Origin of the sequence: Mesorhizobium sp. B2-7-1 (assembly GCF_006440735.1) — a bacterium.
Lineage (GTDB): Bacteria > Pseudomonadota > Alphaproteobacteria > Rhizobiales > Rhizobiaceae > Mesorhizobium.
On sequence record NZ_VFUA01000125.1, the window covers coordinates 1 to 17649 of the forward strand.

The following is a 17649-nucleotide window of genomic DNA, read 5'->3' on the forward strand; positions in this document are numbered from 1 at the left end:
GATCTACACAAGCACCAACCTTATCGAGACCACGCCGGAACAGTGGCACCGCGTCATCGGCGTCAACCTGACCGGCTTCTTCTTTTGCAACAAACGCGCCGTCATGCAGATGCTCACCCAGGCGCCGGTCGACGATGTGCGCGGCCGCATCATCAACATCTCCTCGCAGCACGGCATGGTCGCCTGCCCAGGCGACCTGCCCTATTCGGTGAGCAAGGGCGGCATCGTGCAGATGACGCGCCAGATCGCGGTCGACCACGCCGACGACCTCATCGTCTGCAACGCGATCGCGCCGGGCAAGATCATCACCGGCAAGCCGGGCGTCGCCAACGACCCTGACGCGCTCGACTATTCGCGCCGCCGCACGCCCTGGCCGCGGCTCGGCCATCCCAACGACGTGGCGGGCGCGGCGCTGTTTCTCGCCAGCGACATGGCCAGCTACGTCACCGGCATCAACCTGATGGTGGATGGCGGCTGGATGGCTGGCTGACGGCCGACAGGCGGCCACTGCCCGGCATCCGGCGACAGGAACCTTTGCGGAAACCACTCGTTGACCCTGCTGCGAGGGGGCCAACGATATCTGGGATCCGTTGCCTTGGACGCAAAAACCGACAGAAAAGAGCGCGAAGCCGCTCCCGCCGACGAAGCGCGGGCTGAGCCCCGGTCCGATCAGCACCGCCCGGACGAAGAAAAGCCCGTCGAAGGCAAGCGCAGCGACGACAAGCAAGCGCAAGACACACAGGCGAATGATGATCCGTCCGATCGCAGCAAGCCCGGCCTCCTCAGACGTCACCCCTATGTAGCGGCGATCGTTGCCATCCTCATCCTGTTGGTCATCGCGGCCGTGGTGATCTGGTGGACCAACGCACGTCATTATGAATGGACCGACGACGCCTTCATCGACGCGCGCACCGTGACGATCGGCGCGGAAATTGCCGGGCGCATCACCGACGTCGCCGTCACCGACAACCAGCCGGTCGAGGCCGGCGCCGTCCTTCTGCGCATCGACGACAGCGATTATCAGGCCTCACTCAAACAGGCGGAAGCCGGCGTGATGGCGGCGCAGGCCGAGATCGCCAACGTGCAGGCCCAGACCCAGGCGCAGGACGCCAAGATCGATGCCGCCGGCAAGCAGGTGGCGCAGGCGCAGGCAGCGTTCGAATTCGCCAGATCTGAGGACCAGCGCAACCGCGAGCTCCTGGCCAAGGGCACGGCGACGCAACAACAGGCGCAGCAGGCCGCTTCGACCTTGCGCCAGGACCAGGCGGCGCTGGATGCCGCTAACGCCAATGCCGAGGCGGCGAAAAGCCAGATTGCGGTTCTGCAGGCGCAAGGCAAGAGCGCGCAAGCCAAGCTTCGGCAGGCCGAGGCCAGCGAGGACCAGGCCAAGACCACCCTCGCCCGTACAATGATCACGGCGCCCGTCGCCGGCCATGCCACCAACATCACGGCGGCGAAAGGCACCTATGCGCAGCCCGGCCAGGTGTTGATGATGTTCGTGCCCAACGATGTCTGGGTGAAAGCCAATTTCAAGGAGACGCAGCTCGATCTGATGCGGCCCGGCCAGCCCGTCGATATTGCCATCGACGCCTATCCCGAAAAGACCTTCCACGGCCATATCGACAGCATCCAGGCAGGCAGCGGCACGGCGTTCAGCCTGCTGCCTGCCGAAAACGCCACCGGCAATTTCGTCAAGGTGGTGCAGCGCGTGCCGGTCAAGATTGTCTTCGACCAGCCGCCCGGCATCTATCTCGGCCCCGGCATGTCGGTGGTGCCGACGGTCAAGGTCAGATGAGCGATGCCGCAACAGCCCATGGCGACCAAAGCCGATCGGCGGCCGGTCGGCGCAGCCCCTGGCTGATCGCGATCGTCGTCTCGATCGCGACCTTCATGCTGGTGCTCGACACCTCGATCGCCAATGTCGCGCTGCGCAACATCGCCGGCAGCCTGGCCGCCGGCATGGACGAGAGCACATGGGTGATCACCACCTATCTCGTCGCCAACTCCGTCATCATCCCGGTCAGCGGCTGGCTCACCAGTGTCATCGGCCGCAAGCGCTATTACATGATCTGCGTGGCGACCTTCACGCTGGCCTCGCTGCTCTGCGGGCTGGCGCCCAACCTGCCGACGCTGATCGCCTTCCGCATCCTGCAGGGGCTCGGCGGCGGTGGCATGGCGCCGAGCGAGCAATCGATCCTCGCCGACACGTTTCCGCCTGAGAAACGTTCGCAGGCCTTTGCCCTCTACGGCATTGCGGTGATCGTCGCGCCGACGGTCGGGCCGACCATCGGCGGTTGGCTGACCGACAATTTCTCCTGGCACTGGATCTTCTTCATCAACGTGCCGTTCGGCATCATGTCGCTGGCGCTCGTGCAATGGCTGGTGATCGAGCCCGAGATTCTCGAACGCGAGCGTCGCGAACGGTTGAGCAAGGGGCTGAAGGTCGACTGGATCGGCTTCATCCTGGTGGCGATGGCGCTCGGCTGCCTCGAAGTCTTCCTCGACGAGGGCCAGCGCAACGACTGGTTCGCCTCGGCCTTCATCACCGCTTTCGCCGTGATCTCGGCTGTGTCGTTCCTGCTGCTTGTCCCGTGGGAATGGACGAGGCGCGAACCGATCGTCGACATCCGCCTGCTTTTCAGCCGGCAGTTCGGCATGTCGTTCCTCGTCATGATGGCGGTGGGCGCGGTGCTGTTCAGCAGCACGCAATTGTTGCCGCAACTGCAGCAGACGACCTTCGACTACACCGCCACCCTTTCCGGCCTGTCGATGATGCCGGGCGGCATCGCCATGCTCATGCTGATGCCGGTCTCGGGCTTTGCCGCCGGCGTCGTCCAGCCGCGCTACCTCATCATGATGGGCATGTCGGTGGTCGCGGTCGCGCTCTGGCACATGACCTCGCTGACGCCCGACGCCAGCTTCGGCTTCTTCGCCTATGCGCGCATCTACATGATGATCGGCCTGCCGTTCCTGTTCATCCCGATCTCCACCGCCGCCTATGTCGGCCTGCCGCCGCAGAAGACCGACCAGGCGTCCTCGCTGATCAATGTCGCCCGCAACATCGGCGGCAGCATCGGCGTGTCGCTCTCCAACACGGTCATCGCCCAGAACGCCCAGCTGCACCAGTCGGTGCTGGTCGGCCACACGGCGCAGTCGAGCGAAGCCTATCAGCAGACGCTCCGCCAGGTGACAGACCACTTCGTCGCCGAGGGCTCGCCGCTGACTGAGGCCAGGCAGCAGGCTGTCGGATGGATTGGGCAGGAAATCGGCCGCCAGGCTTCGCTGCTCGCCTATGTCGACGTCTTCTTCTATTGCGCGATAGCGACGGCGCTGCTCGTGCCGTTCGCCTTGCTGCTCAGGCCGCCGAGGCCCGGACCTGCCAAACAACAGGATAGCCCGGCCGTGTGACGGCTCGCAGCGTTTCACCGCGGCGCGATGGCGTGCGAATCCGGCGCCACATCCCGGTAACGACAAAGTGTCCATCCCGCGGGGCGGCTCGGCACGGTGGAGCCTCAGTCAGATGCTAGCCCGCGCTTGGGGGACACTCGAAACACTGGAGATCGCAATGAAAACCGCAGCACGTCTTCTTGCCTCTTTCGCTCTCGTGGGCTTTGTCACCACCGGTGCCATGGCGGCGACGTCGACCACGGCGACGATGCCCGCCGCCACCACGACAACGACCACGGCGCCAACCACGAAGAAGCCGAAAACCGCCATGACGCCTGAAAAGACCGCGATCTCGAAACAATGCTCGACCCTCGCGGACCAGAAGGGTCTGCACGGCAAGGATCGCGAGAAGTTCCGCTCGGCCTGCAAGAAGAACGGCGGCAAGGCGCCCAGCTGATCCGTCGGATCAGCTTCCCGGCACGCTCCTGATTTCCATCGCGTGGCGAAACAGCCGGCCGAATGGCTGAAGCGACGGTACAGTGCTCAGGCCCCGGCATGTCCGGGGCCTTTCACGTCGTCCAGAACAGTTTAGACCGCAGCGCCCCAGGATTAGGCGCCTGCAAAAGGATGCTTGCGCGTCGATTTCCGTCGGGCGATGGTGCGCCAACTTTGGAGGGGATCATGCGCAACATCACGATATCGGCGCTGCTGGCGATAGCCACCGTCTATGCGACCGCGGCCAACGCCCTGGACAGCTCGAACACGCCGGTCGTCGTCACGCCGCTGGCGTCTAAGACCACGACCGCGTCCGGCCAGCCGATCACGCTGCCGCAAAAGAATGTCGAGGTTCAGGTCTCGTCCTACCAGATCGCGCCTGGGGCGACCTTGCCCGTGCACAAGCACCCCTTCCCGCGCTACGCCTATGTCGAGCAAGGCACGCTCAAGGTCACCAATGTCGAGACCGGCGCCGCCAACACCTACAAATCAGGCGACTTCATCGTCGAGATGATCGGCCAATGGCACCAGGCCACCAATATCGGCACTGATCCGGTGAAGCTTCTGGTGATCGACCAGGTCGAACAGGGCGCCAAGAACACGATCCTGAAGCAGTAGCCGGCAGGGCGACCGCTTCGAAGCGGACCTCTCGCCTCATCCCCAGGCGCCCACCGGCTGCCTGGTGGTGGCGTTCAGGCGGTTGAAGGCGTTGATCAGCGCGATCTGGATCACCAGGGCAGCGAGCGCCTTGTCGTCATAATGGCGCGCCGCCTCGTCCCAGACATCGTCCGGCACCGCGTCGGAGCGGTCGGCCAGCCGCGTCGCTGCTTCCGTCAGCGCAAGCGCCGCACGCTCGGCGTCGGTGAAATACGGCGTTTCGCGCCAAGCCGACACAGCGAAGATCCGCTCGTCCTTCTCGCCCGCCTTCTTCAGCTCACGCGCATGCATGTCGACGCAGACGGCGCAGGCGTTGATCTGGCTGGCGCGCAGGTGGACGAGCTTGCGCGTCACATAAGGCACCTCGCCGGCTTCGGTCGACTTGTCGAGCGCCAGAAGCGCCTGCAGCGCGCCGGGAATGAGCATCACCGGGTTTTTCAATCTTGCTTCCATCATTCGTCTCCTCGGATTCTTGCGGCCGCCTGGCTCGCGTCAATCAATAACTTTCCAGTTATGAGTTACCCATAACTTTGCAGTTATGCGTTGTCAAGCGAGTTGCATGGCTGGCGACTTCCATGGCTGGACCGATCGTTGCGGCTTTCGCGGCGGCTCGCCCGGTGCTAGGGCTGCCCATCTCATCGAAGGCATGGATGGAAACCGGTGGCGGACACGCAAAAACCCCTGATCGAAATCTGCGTCGAAGGCATTGACGGGCTGCTTGCCGCGCAGGCCGCCGGCGCCGACCGGGTCGAGCTCTGCGCCAGCCTGGTCGAGGGCGGCATCACGCCGAGCATGGGCACGGTGCGCGCCGCGCTCGAAAGCGCGACCATTCCCTTCCACGTCATCGTGCGGCCGCGCGGCGGCGACTTCCTCTACAGCGAGACCGAATATCGATCGATGCTGGCCGATGTCGAAGCCCTGCGCGAGCTCGGCGTCGCCGGCGTCGTCGTCGGCTGCCTGACCGCCGACGGCGCCATCGACGAGGCGCGCATGAGCGCATTGGTCGAGGCCGCCGGCCCGCTCAACGTCACCTGCCACCGCGCCTTCGACATGACGCGCGATCCGGCCGCCGCGCTCGAAGCCCTCATCCGCTGCAAGGTCGGCCGCGTGCTGACCAGCGGCCAGCGCGACACGGCGGTCGAAGGCGTCGAGCTTCTGGCGGAGCTCGTCCGCCTGGCCGGCTCGCGCATCATCATCCTCGGCTGCGGCGCGCTCGCGCCCGACACGATCGGCGAGGTACGCAGGCGGACCGGATTGACCGAGATGCATTTCGCGGCACTTGCGGACGTGCCGAGCGCCATGCGCTACCGCAACCCGGATGTCGGCATGGGCGGCACCGACCTCGACCGCGAATACCGCAACACCGTGACCGACCAAGCCCTGGTGGCGGCGACGATCGCAGCCGCGCGGGCCTGATGGCAAAGGCGATGACCAGGGAATTGCCGCCGATCGAACACGTCTCGCCCGCCGCCGAGGCCGCGATCCTCGCCCTCAACAACGAGCATGCGGCGGAGCTGTCCTGGCTCGAGCCGGAACGGCTTTCGTTCCTGCTCGGCGAAGCGTTCTACACGCGCCGCATCGGCGCGCTCGAAGCCTTCATCATGTGCTTCGACCAGGACGCAAGCTACGACAGCCCGAACTTCCTCTGGTTTCGCGAGCGCTATCCGCGCTTCGTCTATGTCGATCGCGTCGTCGTCGCCGCGGACGCCCGCGGCCGCGGCCATGCCCGCCGGCTTTACGAGGATCTGTTCGAGCAGGCCCGGCGCGCCGGCCATACGATCGTCACCTGTGAGGTCAACGCCGATCCACCCAATCCGGCTTCCGACGCCTTCCACGCGGCGCTCGGTTTTGCCGAGGTCGGCGATGCGGTGATCCACGGCGGCAAGAAATCGGTGCGCTATTGGGCTAAACCGATCGCCGCGTGAACGCTGCTGGTCATGAAAACAAGCCACAGCTAATATAGACGCTCCGTTGGCTGGGGCGCGACATCATGCCGAGCAATGTCTTCCGCTTCGACGAGAGCTGGGACATCCCTGAAGGCACGCCGCAGGAAGTGTGGGACGTGCTGTCGGACGCCCAGCTTCTGCCGCTCTGGTGGGGCGATGCCTACAAGGAGGTCGAGCCGCTCGACAAGAAGGGCAAGGGCGTGGTCGGCGCCCGCGCCAGGGCGAGAGCGCGCGGCGCCCTGCCCTATGAGCTGAATTTCATCATCGAGGCCGCCGAGCTCGATCCCGGACGGCTGGTGGTCGTGAAGACCTTCGGCGACTTCGACGGGCTCTGGCGGGCCGAACTGTCGCCGTCGGGAAGCGGCACGCATGTCGACCTGGTCTGGCAGGTCACGGTCGAGAGACCGATCCTCAAGCTGCTCGCGCCGCTGCTCAGACCCGCCTTCGCCTGGAATCATCGCTGGACGACGCCGCGCGGCGAAGCCGGGCTTCGCCGCTATCTCGCGGCGCAGAAAAATAGCCGCACCGGCCTCGCCGGTTGACGCCTGCTCTACCGGAACAATGGAACGGCGCTGACCACCGTCGTCCAGAAGCCCCAGACCAGAGGTATGCCGACCAGCAGCCAGGCGAGCGTCAGCTTGACGGTATTGGCGTTGTCCTGTGCCATCTCGATCTCCTATGCCCTCGCCGCTTCCGGCTTCATGTGGAAGCGCTCGGCCACCGGCCGCATCATCAAATTGAGCAGGAAGCCGACGGCGAGCAGACCGGCCATGATGTACATGGTCACCGTATATGCGTCGGCCTTCGCCACGCCGCCGTCGATCTGGTACTGGCGGATATAGTTGACCAGGACCGGGCCAAGCACGCCGGCAACCGACCAGGCCGTCAGCAACCGGCCATGAATGGCGCCGACATAGCGCACACCGAAGACATCTCGCAGATAGGCCGGAACGGTGGAAAAACCGCCGCCATACATGCTGAGGATGATCCCGTAGAACAGCACGAACAGGAACACGTTGCCGGATTTTCCGGTCCACGGCACGGCTGCATATAAGATCACACCCAGCACGAAAAAGATCGCGTAGGTCATCTTGCGGCCGATATAATCGCTGGCCGAGGCCCAGAAGAAGCGGCCGAGCATGTTGAAGATCGAAAGCAGGCCGACAAAGCCTGCGGCCGCCGCCGCCGTGATGCGTCCCGGGAACATCTCCTGGCTCATGGCCGAGGCCTGGCCGAGCACGCCGATGCCGGCCGTAACGTTGAGGCACAGCACACCCCATAACAGCCAGAACTGCGGCGTCTTCAGCGCATCGTCGAGATGGACATTGGCGCTGGTGACCATCGCGCCTTGCGTTGCGGGCGGTGTCCAGCCGACGGGCCGCCAGCCTTCCGGGGGCACTCTTACCATGGTGGCGCCGATCATCATGAAGATGAAATAGGTGATGCCGAGCACGATGAAGGTTTCGGCGACGCCGATATGTTCGGGCGTCGAGAACAGGTTCATCAGATAAACCGAGAGCGGCGAGGCTATGAAGGCGCCGCCCCCGAAGCCCATGATCGCCATACCGGTCGCCATCCCTGGCCGATCCGGAAACCAGGTGATCAGCGTCTTCACCGGCGAAATGTAGCCGAGGCCGAGACCGATGCCGCCAAGCACGCCATAACCAAGATAGATGATCCAGAGCTGGTGCAGATAGACGCCGAGCGCAGAGATGATGAAGCCGCCACCAAAACAGCAGGCGGCCGCGACCATCGCCTTGCGCGGCCCGACACGGTCGAGCCAGCCACCGCCGAAGGCAGCTGCAATGCCAAGGAACAGAATTGCGATCGAGAATATCCAGCCGAGCCCTGTCAGCTTCCAGTCGTCAGGCGCCGACCCGGTGATGCCGATCAGCTTCGACATCGGCAGGTTGAACACACTGAACGCGTAAGCCTGACCGATGCACAGATGAATGCAAAGCGCCGCCGGGGGCACCATCCATCGGCTGAATCCCGGCTCCGCAACCGTGTGAGCGCGATCGAGCCAACCGCCCGCTCCTTCGACAGTGGTCGTTGTCATGTCTTCCTCCCGTTGTCCTATCTGGAAAACCTAGAAGGAGAAACGAGAGCGGCAACAAAGAATTCCTTCCTTAGTACCAATGTCTAATGCTGCGTGTCGCAGCGACCATCAAGCAGATATGCGATATTCTCCGACTTAAATTAGAATTGTATAATTAGCTTATAAATGAAAGACTGCCGTCGGCTAACACGATCTGAGCCGATGCTCACCAATTGCGGTTGAGCCAGCCGCGGGCTGGTTTCTCGATCACGTAATAACTGCAGAGCGCGCAAACGAAGACAGCCGCCAGCATCGGGATCGGCGCGCTGCCGCGCTCATCGACGAATTTGTAGAAAGGCTGCTGCCAGAGATAGAGCGAGTAGGACCATAGCCCGAGCATCACCATCGACCGCGATGACAGCAGCCCCCTGAGAGTGCCGCCGGCGAAGTCGAGCGTGTTGACCGCCAGCGCCAGAAGCGGCACGGCGAGGGTGTAATGCAGGCTCGTCGGTATCGGGTTGCTGAACAGCAGAACGCCGCCAACCGCGGCCGCGAGAGCCACATGCTGGCTTTGCAGGAAAGCCGGCAGGCGGGCGTCGGCCTTGAGCAGGCAGATCGCGGCCGAAAGCAGGATCGAGGCGATATGCACGTCGGTGCGCCAGTAGGTGGTCTCGTAGCCCATGCCGAGAACCCCGTACGAAATGGCGCCGTTGGCCATCGCCAGCAGCGCCAGCACGACCAGCAGCCGCACGACGTTCGTTCTTCCTGCAACCACCACGCTGATCAGCGCGAGCAGGATGTAGGAATGCTCCTCGACGCAGAGCGACCAGATGTGGTCGAGCGCGCCAGCTCGGTTGATGAAGATGCCGGCGTAATTGTAGGTGAAGGTCAGCGCCGTCAGCGCGGCCTTCCATTTGAAGGCGATATAGGTGCCGGCGAGGCCGATCATCGCGGCAATCACGAACACAAGCAGCGCGGGATAGATGCGCGAGAAGCGGCGCTTGAAGAATTTCTTCAGCGGAAAACGCTCGATGAACAGGATTTCGCCCATCAGCCGACCGCTCAGCACAAAGAAGAACTCAACACCGAGAACGCCGAGATTGATGCCGGGAACGGGAAAAAAATGCCCGATCAGCACAAGAGCGATTGACAGGCCGCGCCAGCCGTCGAGATAGGCCAGCCTTGTCCGCGCCGCTTTGTCGGCTGTGGCCCGTGGCAGGACAACGGACGCTGCGGAAATGTCGGTCATACCGTGCCTTCGCAACTCGAGGTCCGCATGCGAAGCATTGCCCGCGTCTTGGACCATCTGGTATTCCCGCCGGATTTATTTTGCAGTGCGGGATAACTTTGTGCAAGTGCGAAGCTGCAATTCGACAGGCGTTTCCGGCTAAGCTATTGCCGCGGCTAAAGAAAAAGGGGCCAAGGCGGCCCCTTCTTTCATCCGCGGCGTCGCTGTTCAGGCGTTGGCGGCGGCCACGGCGCGCTTGGCCATCACCGCGATCAGATTGGCGCGGTAGTCGGCGGAGGCATGGATATCGCTCATCAGCCCCTTTGCCGGCACTTTGAGGCCGCCGAGCGCGGCGGCGTCGAAATTCTTCGCCAGCGCCGCCTCGATCTCCTTGGAGCGGAAAACGCCGTCTTCGCCGGCGCCGGTCACTGCCGCCCTCGCCCCGTCCTTGCCCTTGGTCACGAACACGCCGACGATGGCGTAGCGCGAAGCCGGATTGCGGAACTTCTGGTAGGCCGCCTTGGCCGGAGCGGTGAAGCTCACCGCGGTGACGATCTCGCCTTCCTTCAGCGCCGTTTCGAACAGACCCTTGAAGAATTTGTCCGCCGCGATCTCGCGCTTGTTGGTGACGATCGTGGCGCCCAGCGCCAGCAGTGCCGCCGGATAGTCGGCCGCCGGATCGTTGTTGGCGATCGAGCCGCCGATCGTGCCCCTGTGGCGCACCGCCGGATCGCCGATCAGCGATGCCATATGCGCAAGCGCCGGGCATACCTTCTTCAGCTTCTCGTCGGTGGAGACGTCGTAATGCGTCGTCGCGGCGCCTATCGTCACTGTCTTGCCGGACACCTTGACGCCCTGCAGTTCCTTCAGCCGAGAGACATCGACAAGGTCCGATGGCGACGCGAGCCGCGTCTTCATCGCAGGGATCAGCGTCATGCCGCCGGACAGCAGCTTGGCGTCGCCGTTCTTGAGCTGCCTGGCGGCGTCGGCAACGGAGGAAGCGCGATGGTAATTGACCGAATACATGCTCGTTCCTCCTCAGTGCTTCGTCGCGCGGATGGTTGCCCACACCGTCGCGGGCGACGCCGGCATGGCGATGTCGACGACGCCGAGCGCATCGGTGATGGCGTTGATGACCGCCGGCGGCGAACCGATGGCGCCGGCTTCGCCGCAGCCTTTGACGCCGAGCGGATTGCCCGGGCATGGCGTGTTCGAGGTCGAGACCTTGAACGACGGCAGGTCGCCCGCGCGCGGCATGGTGTAATCCATGTAGCTTGCGGTCAGAAGCTGGCCGCTCGAGTCGTAATGCGCGCCTTCCAGCAGCGCCTGGCCGACGCCTTGGGCGATGCCGCCATGCACCTGCCCCTCGACGATCATCGGATTGATGATGTTGCCGAAATCGTCCGCCGCGACGAACTGGATGATTTCCGTCGTGCCGGTTTCCGGATCGATCTCGACCTCGCAGATGTAGCAGCCGGCCGGGAAGGTGAAGTTGGACGGATCGTAGAAGGCCGTCTCCTTGAGCCCAGGCTCCATGCCCGCCGGCAAATTGTGGGCGGTATAGGAGGCAAGCGCCACCTGGAACCATGGCAGGCTCTTGTCGGTGCCCGCGACCTTGACCTCGCCATTCTCGATGACGATGTCGCCCTCGTCGGCTTCCAGCAGATGCGCGGCGATCTTCTTGGCCTTGGCCTCGACCTTGTCGAGCGCCTTGACGATGGCCGACATGCCGACGGCGCCGGACCGCGAGCCGTAGGTGCCCATGCCCATCTGCACCTTGTCGGTGTCGCCATGCACGATCGAGACCGAGTCGATCGGCACGCCGAAGCGCTGTGTGACCAATTGCGCGAAGGTCGTCTCATGGCCTTGGCCATGGCTGTGCGAGCCGGTGAGCACCTCGATCGTGCCCACGGCATTGACGCGCACCTCCGCCGATTCCCAGAGGCCGACGCCGGCGCCGAGCGAGCCGACCGCCGATGACGGCGCCAGGCCGCAGGCCTCGATGTAGCAGCTCATACCGATGCCGCGCAGCTTGCCCTGCTTGGCGGCGTCGGCGCGACGCTTGGTGAAGCCGGCATAGTCGGCGGCTTTCATGGCCGCATCGAGCGAAGCGTTATAATCGCCTGCGTCATACGCCATGATCACCGGCGTCTGGTGCGGGAAGGACGTGATGAAGTTGCGGCGTCTGAGTTCCGCCGGCGACACGCCAAGCTCGCGCGCGGCGGTCTCCATCATGCGCTCCAGCACATAGGTGGCCTCCGGCCGCCCTGCCCCGCGATAGGCATCGACGGGCGCGGTGTTGGTGTAGACGGTGCGCACATTGGCGTGGATCGCCGGGATATTGTACTGGCCCGACAGCAGCGTCGCGTAGAGATAGGTCGGCACGCAGGACGAGAACAGCGACATGTAGGCGCCGAGATTGGCGATCGTGTCGACCTTGAGGCCGGTGATGCGGTTGTCCTTGTCGAAGGCCATCTCCACCGTCGAGACATGGTCGCGGCCATGCGCGTCGGAGAGGAAGCTTTCGGTGCGGTCGGCCACCCATTTGACCGGTACACCGGTCTTCTTCGAGGCCCACAGGCAGACGATCTCTTCCGGATAGATGTAGATCTTGGAGCCGAAGCCGCCGCCGACATCCGGCGCGATCACGCGCAGCTTGTTTTCCGGCGCGACGTTGTAGAAGGCGCTCATCACCAACCGCGCGACATGCGGGTTCTGCGACGTCGTCCAGCAGGTGTAGTGGTCCTCGGCCTTGTCGTAATGGCCAAGAGCCGCGCGCGGCTCCATCGCATTCGGCACCAGCCGGTTGTTGACGATCTTCATGCGCGTGACATGGGCCGCCGACTTGATCGCCGCGTCGGTCGCCTTGCCGTCGCCGAGCTCCCAGTCGAAGATCAGGTTGTTCTCCGCCTCGGCATGGATCTGCGGCGCGCCGGACTGGATCGCCTTCGTGGCGTCGACCACGGCCTTCAGTTCCTTGTAGGTGATCTCGACCGCCTCTGCGGCGTCGCGTGCCTGACCCTTGGTGTCGGCGACGACAATGACGACCGCGTCGCCGACATAGCGCACCTTGTCGACGGCTAAGGGCGACCAGGCACCCATCTTCATCGGCGTGCCATCCTTGGAGTGGATCATCCAGCCGCAGATCAAATTGCCGATGCCGTCGGCCTTGAGCTCCTTGCCGGTGAGCACACCGACGACGCCCGGCATCGCTTGCGCCTTTTTCACGTCGATCTTCTTGATATGCGCATGCGCGTGCGGACTGCGCACGAACACGGCATGTTTCATGCCGGGAACCACCATGTCGTCGACATAGCGGCCGCCGCCGGTGATGAACCTCTTGTCTTCCTTGCGCGCCACGCGGGCGCCGACGCCTTCGATACCCATAGGAAATTCCTCCGGAATTTAGTGAGTAATGAGTAGCGAATAGTGAGTAGGGGAACGAATGGAGCGAAGGTCGGCCGTGGAGACGGCGACTATTCGCTGCTCCCTATTCGCTATTCGCTTCCTCATGCTGCCTGCTTCGCCTTGCCCTTGGCGCCCTTCGCCATCGTCTCCGATGCGGCGAGGATCGCCTTGACGATGTTGTGGTAGCCCGTGCAGCGGCAGATATTGCCTTCGAGCTCGGCGCGCACCGTCGCCTCGTCGAGGCCTTGCGGGTGGCGCGCGATCATGTCGGTCGCGGTCATGATCATGCCCGGCGTGCAGAAGCCGCATTGCAGCCCGTGATGCTCCTTGAACGCGGCCTGCACCGGATGCAGTTCGGCGCCGTCGGCGAGCCCCTCGATGGTGACGACGGTCGAGCCCGAGGCCTGCACGGCCAGCATCGAGCAGGACTTCACCGCCCGGCCGTCGACATGCACGACGCAGGCGCCGCATTGTGAGGTGTCACAACCGACATGTGTGCCGGTGAGTCCGAGATGTTCCCTGAGGAAATGCACCAGAAGCGTTCGGTCCTCGGCGTTCCCGCTGACCCGCCTCCCATTCACAGTCAACGACACGTCCGACATGCAACCTCCCTGGGTATCAACCTTGGTCATTGCCGAATGCCGCGCTTGTGGTTCGGCAATGCGTTATTCGTGCACCGTACAACGGCCAAAACAGCCCTGCCAGCGCCGGTTCCATTGTACTTTCGATCATGGCAAAAGCTATGTGCAGCGCAGCAACCGGCCCCATTGCCAAAACCGGGATTGAAGGCAAAGATGCCTTCGACGCGAAGCGTGCCTGACACGCATAAGAAAAGACACGCACAAAAGAGCGTCGGAGGAAATTGCGGAGGAAGGCAGCTGGCCAGTTCGAGCACCCGCTATGCATCGGGCCTTTCGGCGCTCACCACGGATGAGCCCGACCCGAATGCCTTTGCCCGGGCAATCGCGGCCGAAGCGGCGGAGGGCAATGCCGGCTTTGCGCTTCTGTTCTTCTCCCAAAGCCTTGTCGACGCGGCTGCGCTCGCGCAAGCGCTGAAAGTCCATGCGCCGTCGCTCGCCTATGCCGGCTGCTCAACCGCCGGCGAAATCACGCCGCAGGGACTGGAGGAAGGGCATGCGCTTGCCCTGCTTTTGCCGTCGGCGTCGTTTTCGACCGTCAGCACCACCGTCGAGAACCTCTCCTCCTCCAGCATGGACGGGATCACCGGCGAGGTCGTGGAGCTGCGGCGCCTGTTGCGCAGCCGCGCCGGCCAGGAGCGGGCGAAGAGCGTGTTCGCCCTCTGCTTCATCGACGGGCTTTCCTATGCCGAGGAAGCGGTGACCTCGGCAATCCATTGGGGGTTGGACGACATCCCGCTGATCGGCGGCTCGGCTGGCGACGACCTGAAATTCGAGACGACCAGCCTGATCTCGAACGGCAAGGTCACGTCCGACAGCGCCATCATCGTGCTGGTTGCGACAGAAATCCCCTTCCACGTCTTCAAGACCGACAATTTCATCCCGACCGACGAGAAGCTGGTGGTGACGGCGTCCGACCCGGACCACCGCATCGTGCGCGAATTCAACGCCACCAACGCGGCGGAGGAATACGCGGCCTCCGTCGGCACCGTGCCCCAGGCCCTGACGCCGCTGAGCTTCGCGTCCCATCCCGTCGTGGTGAAGGTGGCCGGCGAATATTACTGCCGTTCCATCCAGCGCATGCATGTCGACGGCTCGCTGTCGTTCTTCTGCGCCATCGACGACGGCGTCGTCCTGTCCATCGCCCAGCCGAAGAACATGGTGGAATCGACGCGTGCCGCGTTGCAGGATGCCGAACGCAAGCTCGGCGGCATCGACATGATCCTAGGCTTCGACTGCGTGCTGCGCCGGCTCGACGCGCGCAACCGCCAGGTCTACCGCGAGATTTCGGAACTCTACCGGACCAACAAGGTCATCGGCTTCGGCACCTATGGCGAGCAATATCGCTCGATGCACCTCAACCAGACCTTTACCGGCATCGCCTTCGGCGAGCGCCAGGCAGCCGAGTGAGCGAGATGCCGCTTCGCGACATTAACGACCTCGAAAGGCTGAAGAAGATCAACGCAGCCCTCGTCAGCCGCGTCGAGCGTTCGATGGACCAGCAGGGCAACGCCTTCTCGCTGTTCCAGACCGCCATCTCGCTGGAAAATCGGGTGCGCAACCGCACCGAGGAACTGCACGCGACGCTGCGCCGGCTCGAGCAGTCGAACATCGATCTCAGCGCGGCGAAGGAGAACGCCGAACTGGCGAACCTCTCCAAGACCAGGTTCCTCGCCGCCGCCAGCCACGACGTTCTGCAGCCGCTCAACGCCGCGCATCTGTCGGTCTCGGCGCTGGCCGAGGTGCAGACCAGCGAGGAAGGCACGAAACTGGTGCGCCAGGTCGAGCGCTCGCTGGAGACGATGGAAGACCTGCTGCGCACGCTGCTCGACATCTCGAAGCTCGACGCGGGGGTGGTGGAGCCGGAAATCGTCGACGTCAGCCTGGAAGCGCTGTTTTCCTCGCTGCGCTCGGATTTCCTGCCCGAAGCGGAAAAGAAAAGCCTGTCGCTCAAATTCAGGCCGGTGAACGTGGTCGTACGCTCCGACCGCACGCTGCTCAGGCGCATCCTGCAGAACATCCTCTCCAATGCGCTGCGCTACACCCGCTCGGGCGGCGTGCTGGTCGGCACCAGGCATCGTGGCGACACCATCCGCATCGACGTCGCCGACACCGGCTGCGGCATTCCCGAGGATCAGCGCGAGGCGGTGTTCGAGGAATTCCACCGCGGCACCTCGACGCTTGGCGATACGGCGATCGCCGGCGGACTTGGCCTAGGCCTCGCGATCGTGCGCCGCATGGCGGCGGCGCTCGGCCACCCCATTACCTTTTCCTCGAAGGTCGGGCGCGGCACCATCTTCCATATCGACGTGCCGGTCGGCATGGCCACGGCCGAACCGGCGATGGCCGCCGCCGACATGGAGCGGCCGCGCGGCTACGGCCTGTTCGGCACCAGGGTGCTGCTGGTCGAGAACGACCTGGACGTGCTCTCCGCCATGACCTCGCTGCTCGAGCGCTGGCAATGCCTGGTGCGCGCCGCCACCTCGACCGACGATGCGCTCGACCTGCTCGGCGACACCGCCTGGGTGCCCGACATCATCATCGCCGACCAGCATCTCGACGGCGGCGACCTCGGCACCGCGACGATCGCCGAAGTGCGCGACTATCTCGGCCGCCCCGTGCCGGCGCTGATCGTCACCGCCGACGGCTCCGAGCTCGTCGCCAAGGCCGCCCGCTCCGCCGGCATCGAGCTGATGCGCAAGCCGCTGAAGCCGGCGCAACTGCGCGCGCTGCTCGCGCATCTGCTGGCTTAGCCGATATACTTTGGCTGGAAATTTATTTGAGAAGAATTATCGATCGTCAGTAGTGATCGGAGAGACGTTTGACTACCCATGATGAAAAAATCAGAAAATCATTAGAATATCTTTTTTCTTCAGGAGAACTGATCGATTTAGGCCACTCTTCCCCTTTTTTTCAACTTCTGAAAAGAAATTTCCCTACCTCCGGATCAAAGATCGATTGGAAAAAGCTCCCAAAACAGACAACGAAAATCACCGAGCGCGAATCGGATTTTTTGTCATTCTTTAAGGAAATCGCCTCAGAACACAGACTTTTTGGAGACGCCATATATGTTGGGGATAGCTTGACCAATTTTGCACTCAAGTCACGCATCGAAATCATGGTCGATGTTATACCATACCTCATAGAAATATCTCAGCACCACTATTTCATAGATTTGGAATATAGGTGGTGCATATGCCTAAGCATGGAGGGAGACATGGACTTTGGCACAAGTCCATACATACACATTGCTTAACGAACTAAATTTGCATGAAAATCGGGGCCATCAACGGCCTCAAAACCCAGCCTGATCCCTGAACAGCTCCGCATTGTCCAGCTTCGAGACCTCGATCACCGCTTGCGTGCGACTATAGACGTTGAGCTTGCGCAGGATCTCAGAGACATGCGCCTTGACGGTGGTCTCGCCCACCTGCAGTTCGTAGGCGATCTGCTTGTTGAGCATGCCCTGGCGCAGCATCTGCAGGACCCTCAGCTGTTGCGGCGTCAGCCTGGCCAGGCGCTGCACCATGTCGGCGCGGTCGGTGCTGTCGGGATCGGGCGGCTGGCCCTCGTAATTTTCCGGCACATAGACGGCGCCGTCCATCACCGAGCGGATGGCGGCGGCGAGATCGCTCTTGCGGGCCGATTTCGGGATGAAGCCGGCGGCGCCGTAGGACAGCGCCTCGGAAATGATCTTCGGCTCCTCATAGCCGGACACGATCACCACCGGCAGCCGCGGATAGCGGGTCCTGAGCTGCAACAAGCCCTCGAAGCCATGCACGTCGGGCATGCTCAAATCGAGCAGCGCGAGGTCGAACGGCTTGGCGTCGGCCAGAAGCTCGATAGCTTCAG

General features: G+C 63.4%; 17 protein-coding genes. 10 read left to right on the top strand and 7 right to left on the bottom strand.

Features of this window, described 5'->3' with window-relative positions; genetic code table 11:
- From FJ471_RS30085 to FJ471_RS30105, 5 genes are all read left to right on the top strand, one after another.
- Positions 1 to 490 (top strand): SDR family oxidoreductase (locus FJ471_RS30085; protein ID WP_140808803.1); only part of this gene is annotated, 490 nt, incomplete at its 5' end.
- A gap of 105 nt (positions 491 to 595) precedes the next feature.
- Complete coding sequence (locus FJ471_RS30090) at positions 596 to 1795, top strand: HlyD family secretion protein (RefSeq protein WP_140808805.1); 1200 nt, start codon at positions 596 to 598, stop codon at positions 1793 to 1795.
- Positions 1792 to 3408, top strand: coding sequence for a DHA2 family efflux MFS transporter permease subunit (locus tag FJ471_RS30095; protein WP_140808807.1), 1617 nt, complete (start codon positions 1792 to 1794; stop codon positions 3406 to 3408). Before FJ471_RS30090 ends, FJ471_RS30095 begins: the two co-directional genes overlap by 4 nt.
- Before the next feature lie 157 nt (positions 3409 to 3565).
- On the top strand, positions 3566 to 3844 hold the full coding sequence (locus tag FJ471_RS30100) for a hypothetical protein (protein ID WP_140808809.1): 279 nt from the start codon (positions 3566 to 3568) through the stop codon (positions 3842 to 3844).
- A 224-nt stretch (positions 3845 to 4068) separates the two neighbouring features.
- Positions 4069 to 4500, top strand: coding sequence for a cupin domain-containing protein (locus tag FJ471_RS30105; RefSeq protein ID WP_140808811.1), 432 nt, complete (start codon positions 4069 to 4071; stop codon positions 4498 to 4500).
- Positions 4501 to 4536: 36 nt separating this feature from the next.
- On the opposite strand, the gene FJ471_RS30110 is transcribed toward FJ471_RS30105, so the two are convergent.
- Entirely contained in the window at positions 4537 to 4992 is a 456-nt protein-coding gene (locus FJ471_RS30110; RefSeq protein WP_140808813.1) for a carboxymuconolactone decarboxylase family protein, read from the bottom strand.
- A 207-nt stretch (positions 4993 to 5199) separates the two neighbouring features.
- Here FJ471_RS30110 and FJ471_RS30115 point away from each other — a divergent pair, with 207 nt between their 5' ends.
- The 3 genes from FJ471_RS30115 to FJ471_RS30125 all read left to right on the top strand — a co-directional run bounded on the left by FJ471_RS30115 (position 5200) and on the right by FJ471_RS30125 (position 7027).
- Positions 5200 to 5955 (top strand): copper homeostasis protein CutC, encoded by a 756-nt coding sequence (locus FJ471_RS30115; RefSeq protein WP_140808815.1) that lies wholly within the window; start codon positions 5200 to 5202, stop codon positions 5953 to 5955.
- Positions 5955 to 6464, top strand: coding sequence for a GNAT family N-acetyltransferase (locus tag FJ471_RS30120; RefSeq protein ID WP_224667465.1), 510 nt, complete (start codon positions 5955 to 5957; stop codon positions 6462 to 6464). The genes FJ471_RS30115 and FJ471_RS30120 overlap by 1 nt, the downstream gene beginning before the upstream one ends.
- A 65-nt stretch (positions 6465 to 6529) precedes the next feature.
- A complete protein-coding gene (locus FJ471_RS30125) occupies positions 6530 to 7027 on the top strand; it encodes an SRPBCC family protein (RefSeq protein WP_140808817.1) in 498 nt (165 codons plus the stop codon).
- Between the two features lie 134 nt (positions 7028 to 7161).
- Here FJ471_RS30125 and FJ471_RS30135 read toward each other — a convergent pair whose 3' ends face one another.
- From FJ471_RS30135 to FJ471_RS30155, 5 genes are all read right to left on the bottom strand, one after another.
- Positions 7162 to 8544, bottom strand: coding sequence for an OFA family MFS transporter (locus tag FJ471_RS30135; RefSeq protein WP_140808821.1), 1383 nt, complete (start codon positions 8542 to 8544; stop codon positions 7162 to 7164).
- Between the two features lie 205 nt (positions 8545 to 8749).
- A complete protein-coding gene (locus FJ471_RS30140) occupies positions 8750 to 9772 on the bottom strand; it encodes an acyltransferase (protein ID WP_140808823.1) in 1023 nt (340 codons plus the stop codon).
- 207 nt (positions 9773 to 9979) lie between these two features.
- A complete protein-coding gene (locus tag FJ471_RS30145) occupies positions 9980 to 10777 on the bottom strand; it encodes a xanthine dehydrogenase family protein subunit M (protein WP_140808825.1) in 798 nt (265 codons plus the stop codon).
- Positions 10778 to 10789: 12 nt separating this feature from the next.
- Positions 10790 to 13138, bottom strand: coding sequence for a xanthine dehydrogenase family protein molybdopterin-binding subunit (locus FJ471_RS30150; RefSeq protein WP_140808827.1), 2349 nt, complete (start codon positions 13136 to 13138; stop codon positions 10790 to 10792).
- Between the two features lie 122 nt (positions 13139 to 13260).
- Complete coding sequence (locus tag FJ471_RS30155) at positions 13261 to 13761, bottom strand: (2Fe-2S)-binding protein (protein WP_140808829.1); 501 nt, start codon at positions 13759 to 13761, stop codon at positions 13261 to 13263.
- A 192-nt stretch (positions 13762 to 13953) separates the two neighbouring features.
- Here FJ471_RS30155 and FJ471_RS30160 point away from each other — a divergent pair, with 192 nt between their 5' ends.
- Together FJ471_RS30160 and FJ471_RS30165 are read left to right on the top strand one after the other, a co-directional pair.
- Positions 13954 to 15207, top strand: coding sequence for an FIST signal transduction protein (locus tag FJ471_RS30160; protein WP_140808831.1), 1254 nt, complete (start codon positions 13954 to 13956; stop codon positions 15205 to 15207).
- A gap of 5 nt (positions 15208 to 15212) precedes the next feature.
- Positions 15213 to 16550 carry a hybrid sensor histidine kinase/response regulator gene (locus FJ471_RS30165; protein WP_140808837.1) on the top strand — a complete coding sequence of 446 codons (1338 nt, stop codon included), beginning with the start codon at positions 15213 to 15215 and terminating at the stop codon, positions 16548 to 16550.
- A gap of 542 nt (positions 16551 to 17092) precedes the next feature.
- Here the strand turns inward: FJ471_RS30165 and FJ471_RS30170 are convergent.
- On the bottom strand, positions 17093 to 17649 hold a 557-nt coding region (locus FJ471_RS30170; protein ID WP_140808833.1), incomplete at its 5' end, for a response regulator transcription factor.

What these genes read in the sequence shown, in the direction of transcription:
- FJ471_RS30125 (WP_140808817.1), top strand. Translation starts at nt 6,530, where the DNA reads ATGCCGAGCAATGTCTTCCGCTTCGACGAGAGCTGGGACATCCCTGAA.
- FJ471_RS30135 (WP_140808821.1), bottom strand. Translation starts at nt 8,544, where the DNA reads ATGACAACGACCACTGTCGAAGGAGCGGGCGGTTGGCTCGATCGCGCT.
- FJ471_RS30140 (WP_140808823.1), bottom strand. Translation starts at nt 9,772, where the DNA reads ATGACCGACATTTCCGCAGCGTCCGTTGTCCTGCCACGGGCCACAGCC.
- FJ471_RS30155 (WP_140808829.1), bottom strand. Translation starts at nt 13,761, where the DNA reads ATGTCGGACGTGTCGTTGACTGTGAATGGGAGGCGGGTCAGCGGGAAC.
- FJ471_RS30110 (WP_140808813.1), bottom strand. Translation starts at nt 4,992, where the DNA reads ATGGAAGCAAGATTGAAAAACCCGGTGATGCTCATTCCCGGCGCGCTG.
- FJ471_RS30145 (WP_140808825.1), bottom strand. Translation starts at nt 10,777, where the DNA reads ATGTATTCGGTCAATTACCATCGCGCTTCCTCCGTTGCCGACGCCGCC.
- FJ471_RS30105 (WP_140808811.1), top strand. Translation starts at nt 4,069, where the DNA reads ATGCGCAACATCACGATATCGGCGCTGCTGGCGATAGCCACCGTCTAT.
- FJ471_RS30095 (WP_140808807.1), top strand. Translation starts at nt 1,792, where the DNA reads ATGAGCGATGCCGCAACAGCCCATGGCGACCAAAGCCGATCGGCGGCC.
- FJ471_RS30120 (WP_224667465.1), top strand. Translation starts at nt 5,955, where the DNA reads ATGGCAAAGGCGATGACCAGGGAATTGCCGCCGATCGAACACGTCTCG.
- FJ471_RS30150 (WP_140808827.1), bottom strand. Translation starts at nt 13,138, where the DNA reads ATGGGTATCGAAGGCGTCGGCGCCCGCGTGGCGCGCAAGGAAGACAAG.
- FJ471_RS30160 (WP_140808831.1), top strand. Translation starts at nt 13,954, where the DNA reads ATGCCTTCGACGCGAAGCGTGCCTGACACGCATAAGAAAAGACACGCA.
- FJ471_RS30100 (WP_140808809.1), top strand. Translation starts at nt 3,566, where the DNA reads ATGAAAACCGCAGCACGTCTTCTTGCCTCTTTCGCTCTCGTGGGCTTT.
- FJ471_RS30165 (WP_140808837.1), top strand. Translation starts at nt 15,213, where the DNA reads ATGCCGCTTCGCGACATTAACGACCTCGAAAGGCTGAAGAAGATCAAC.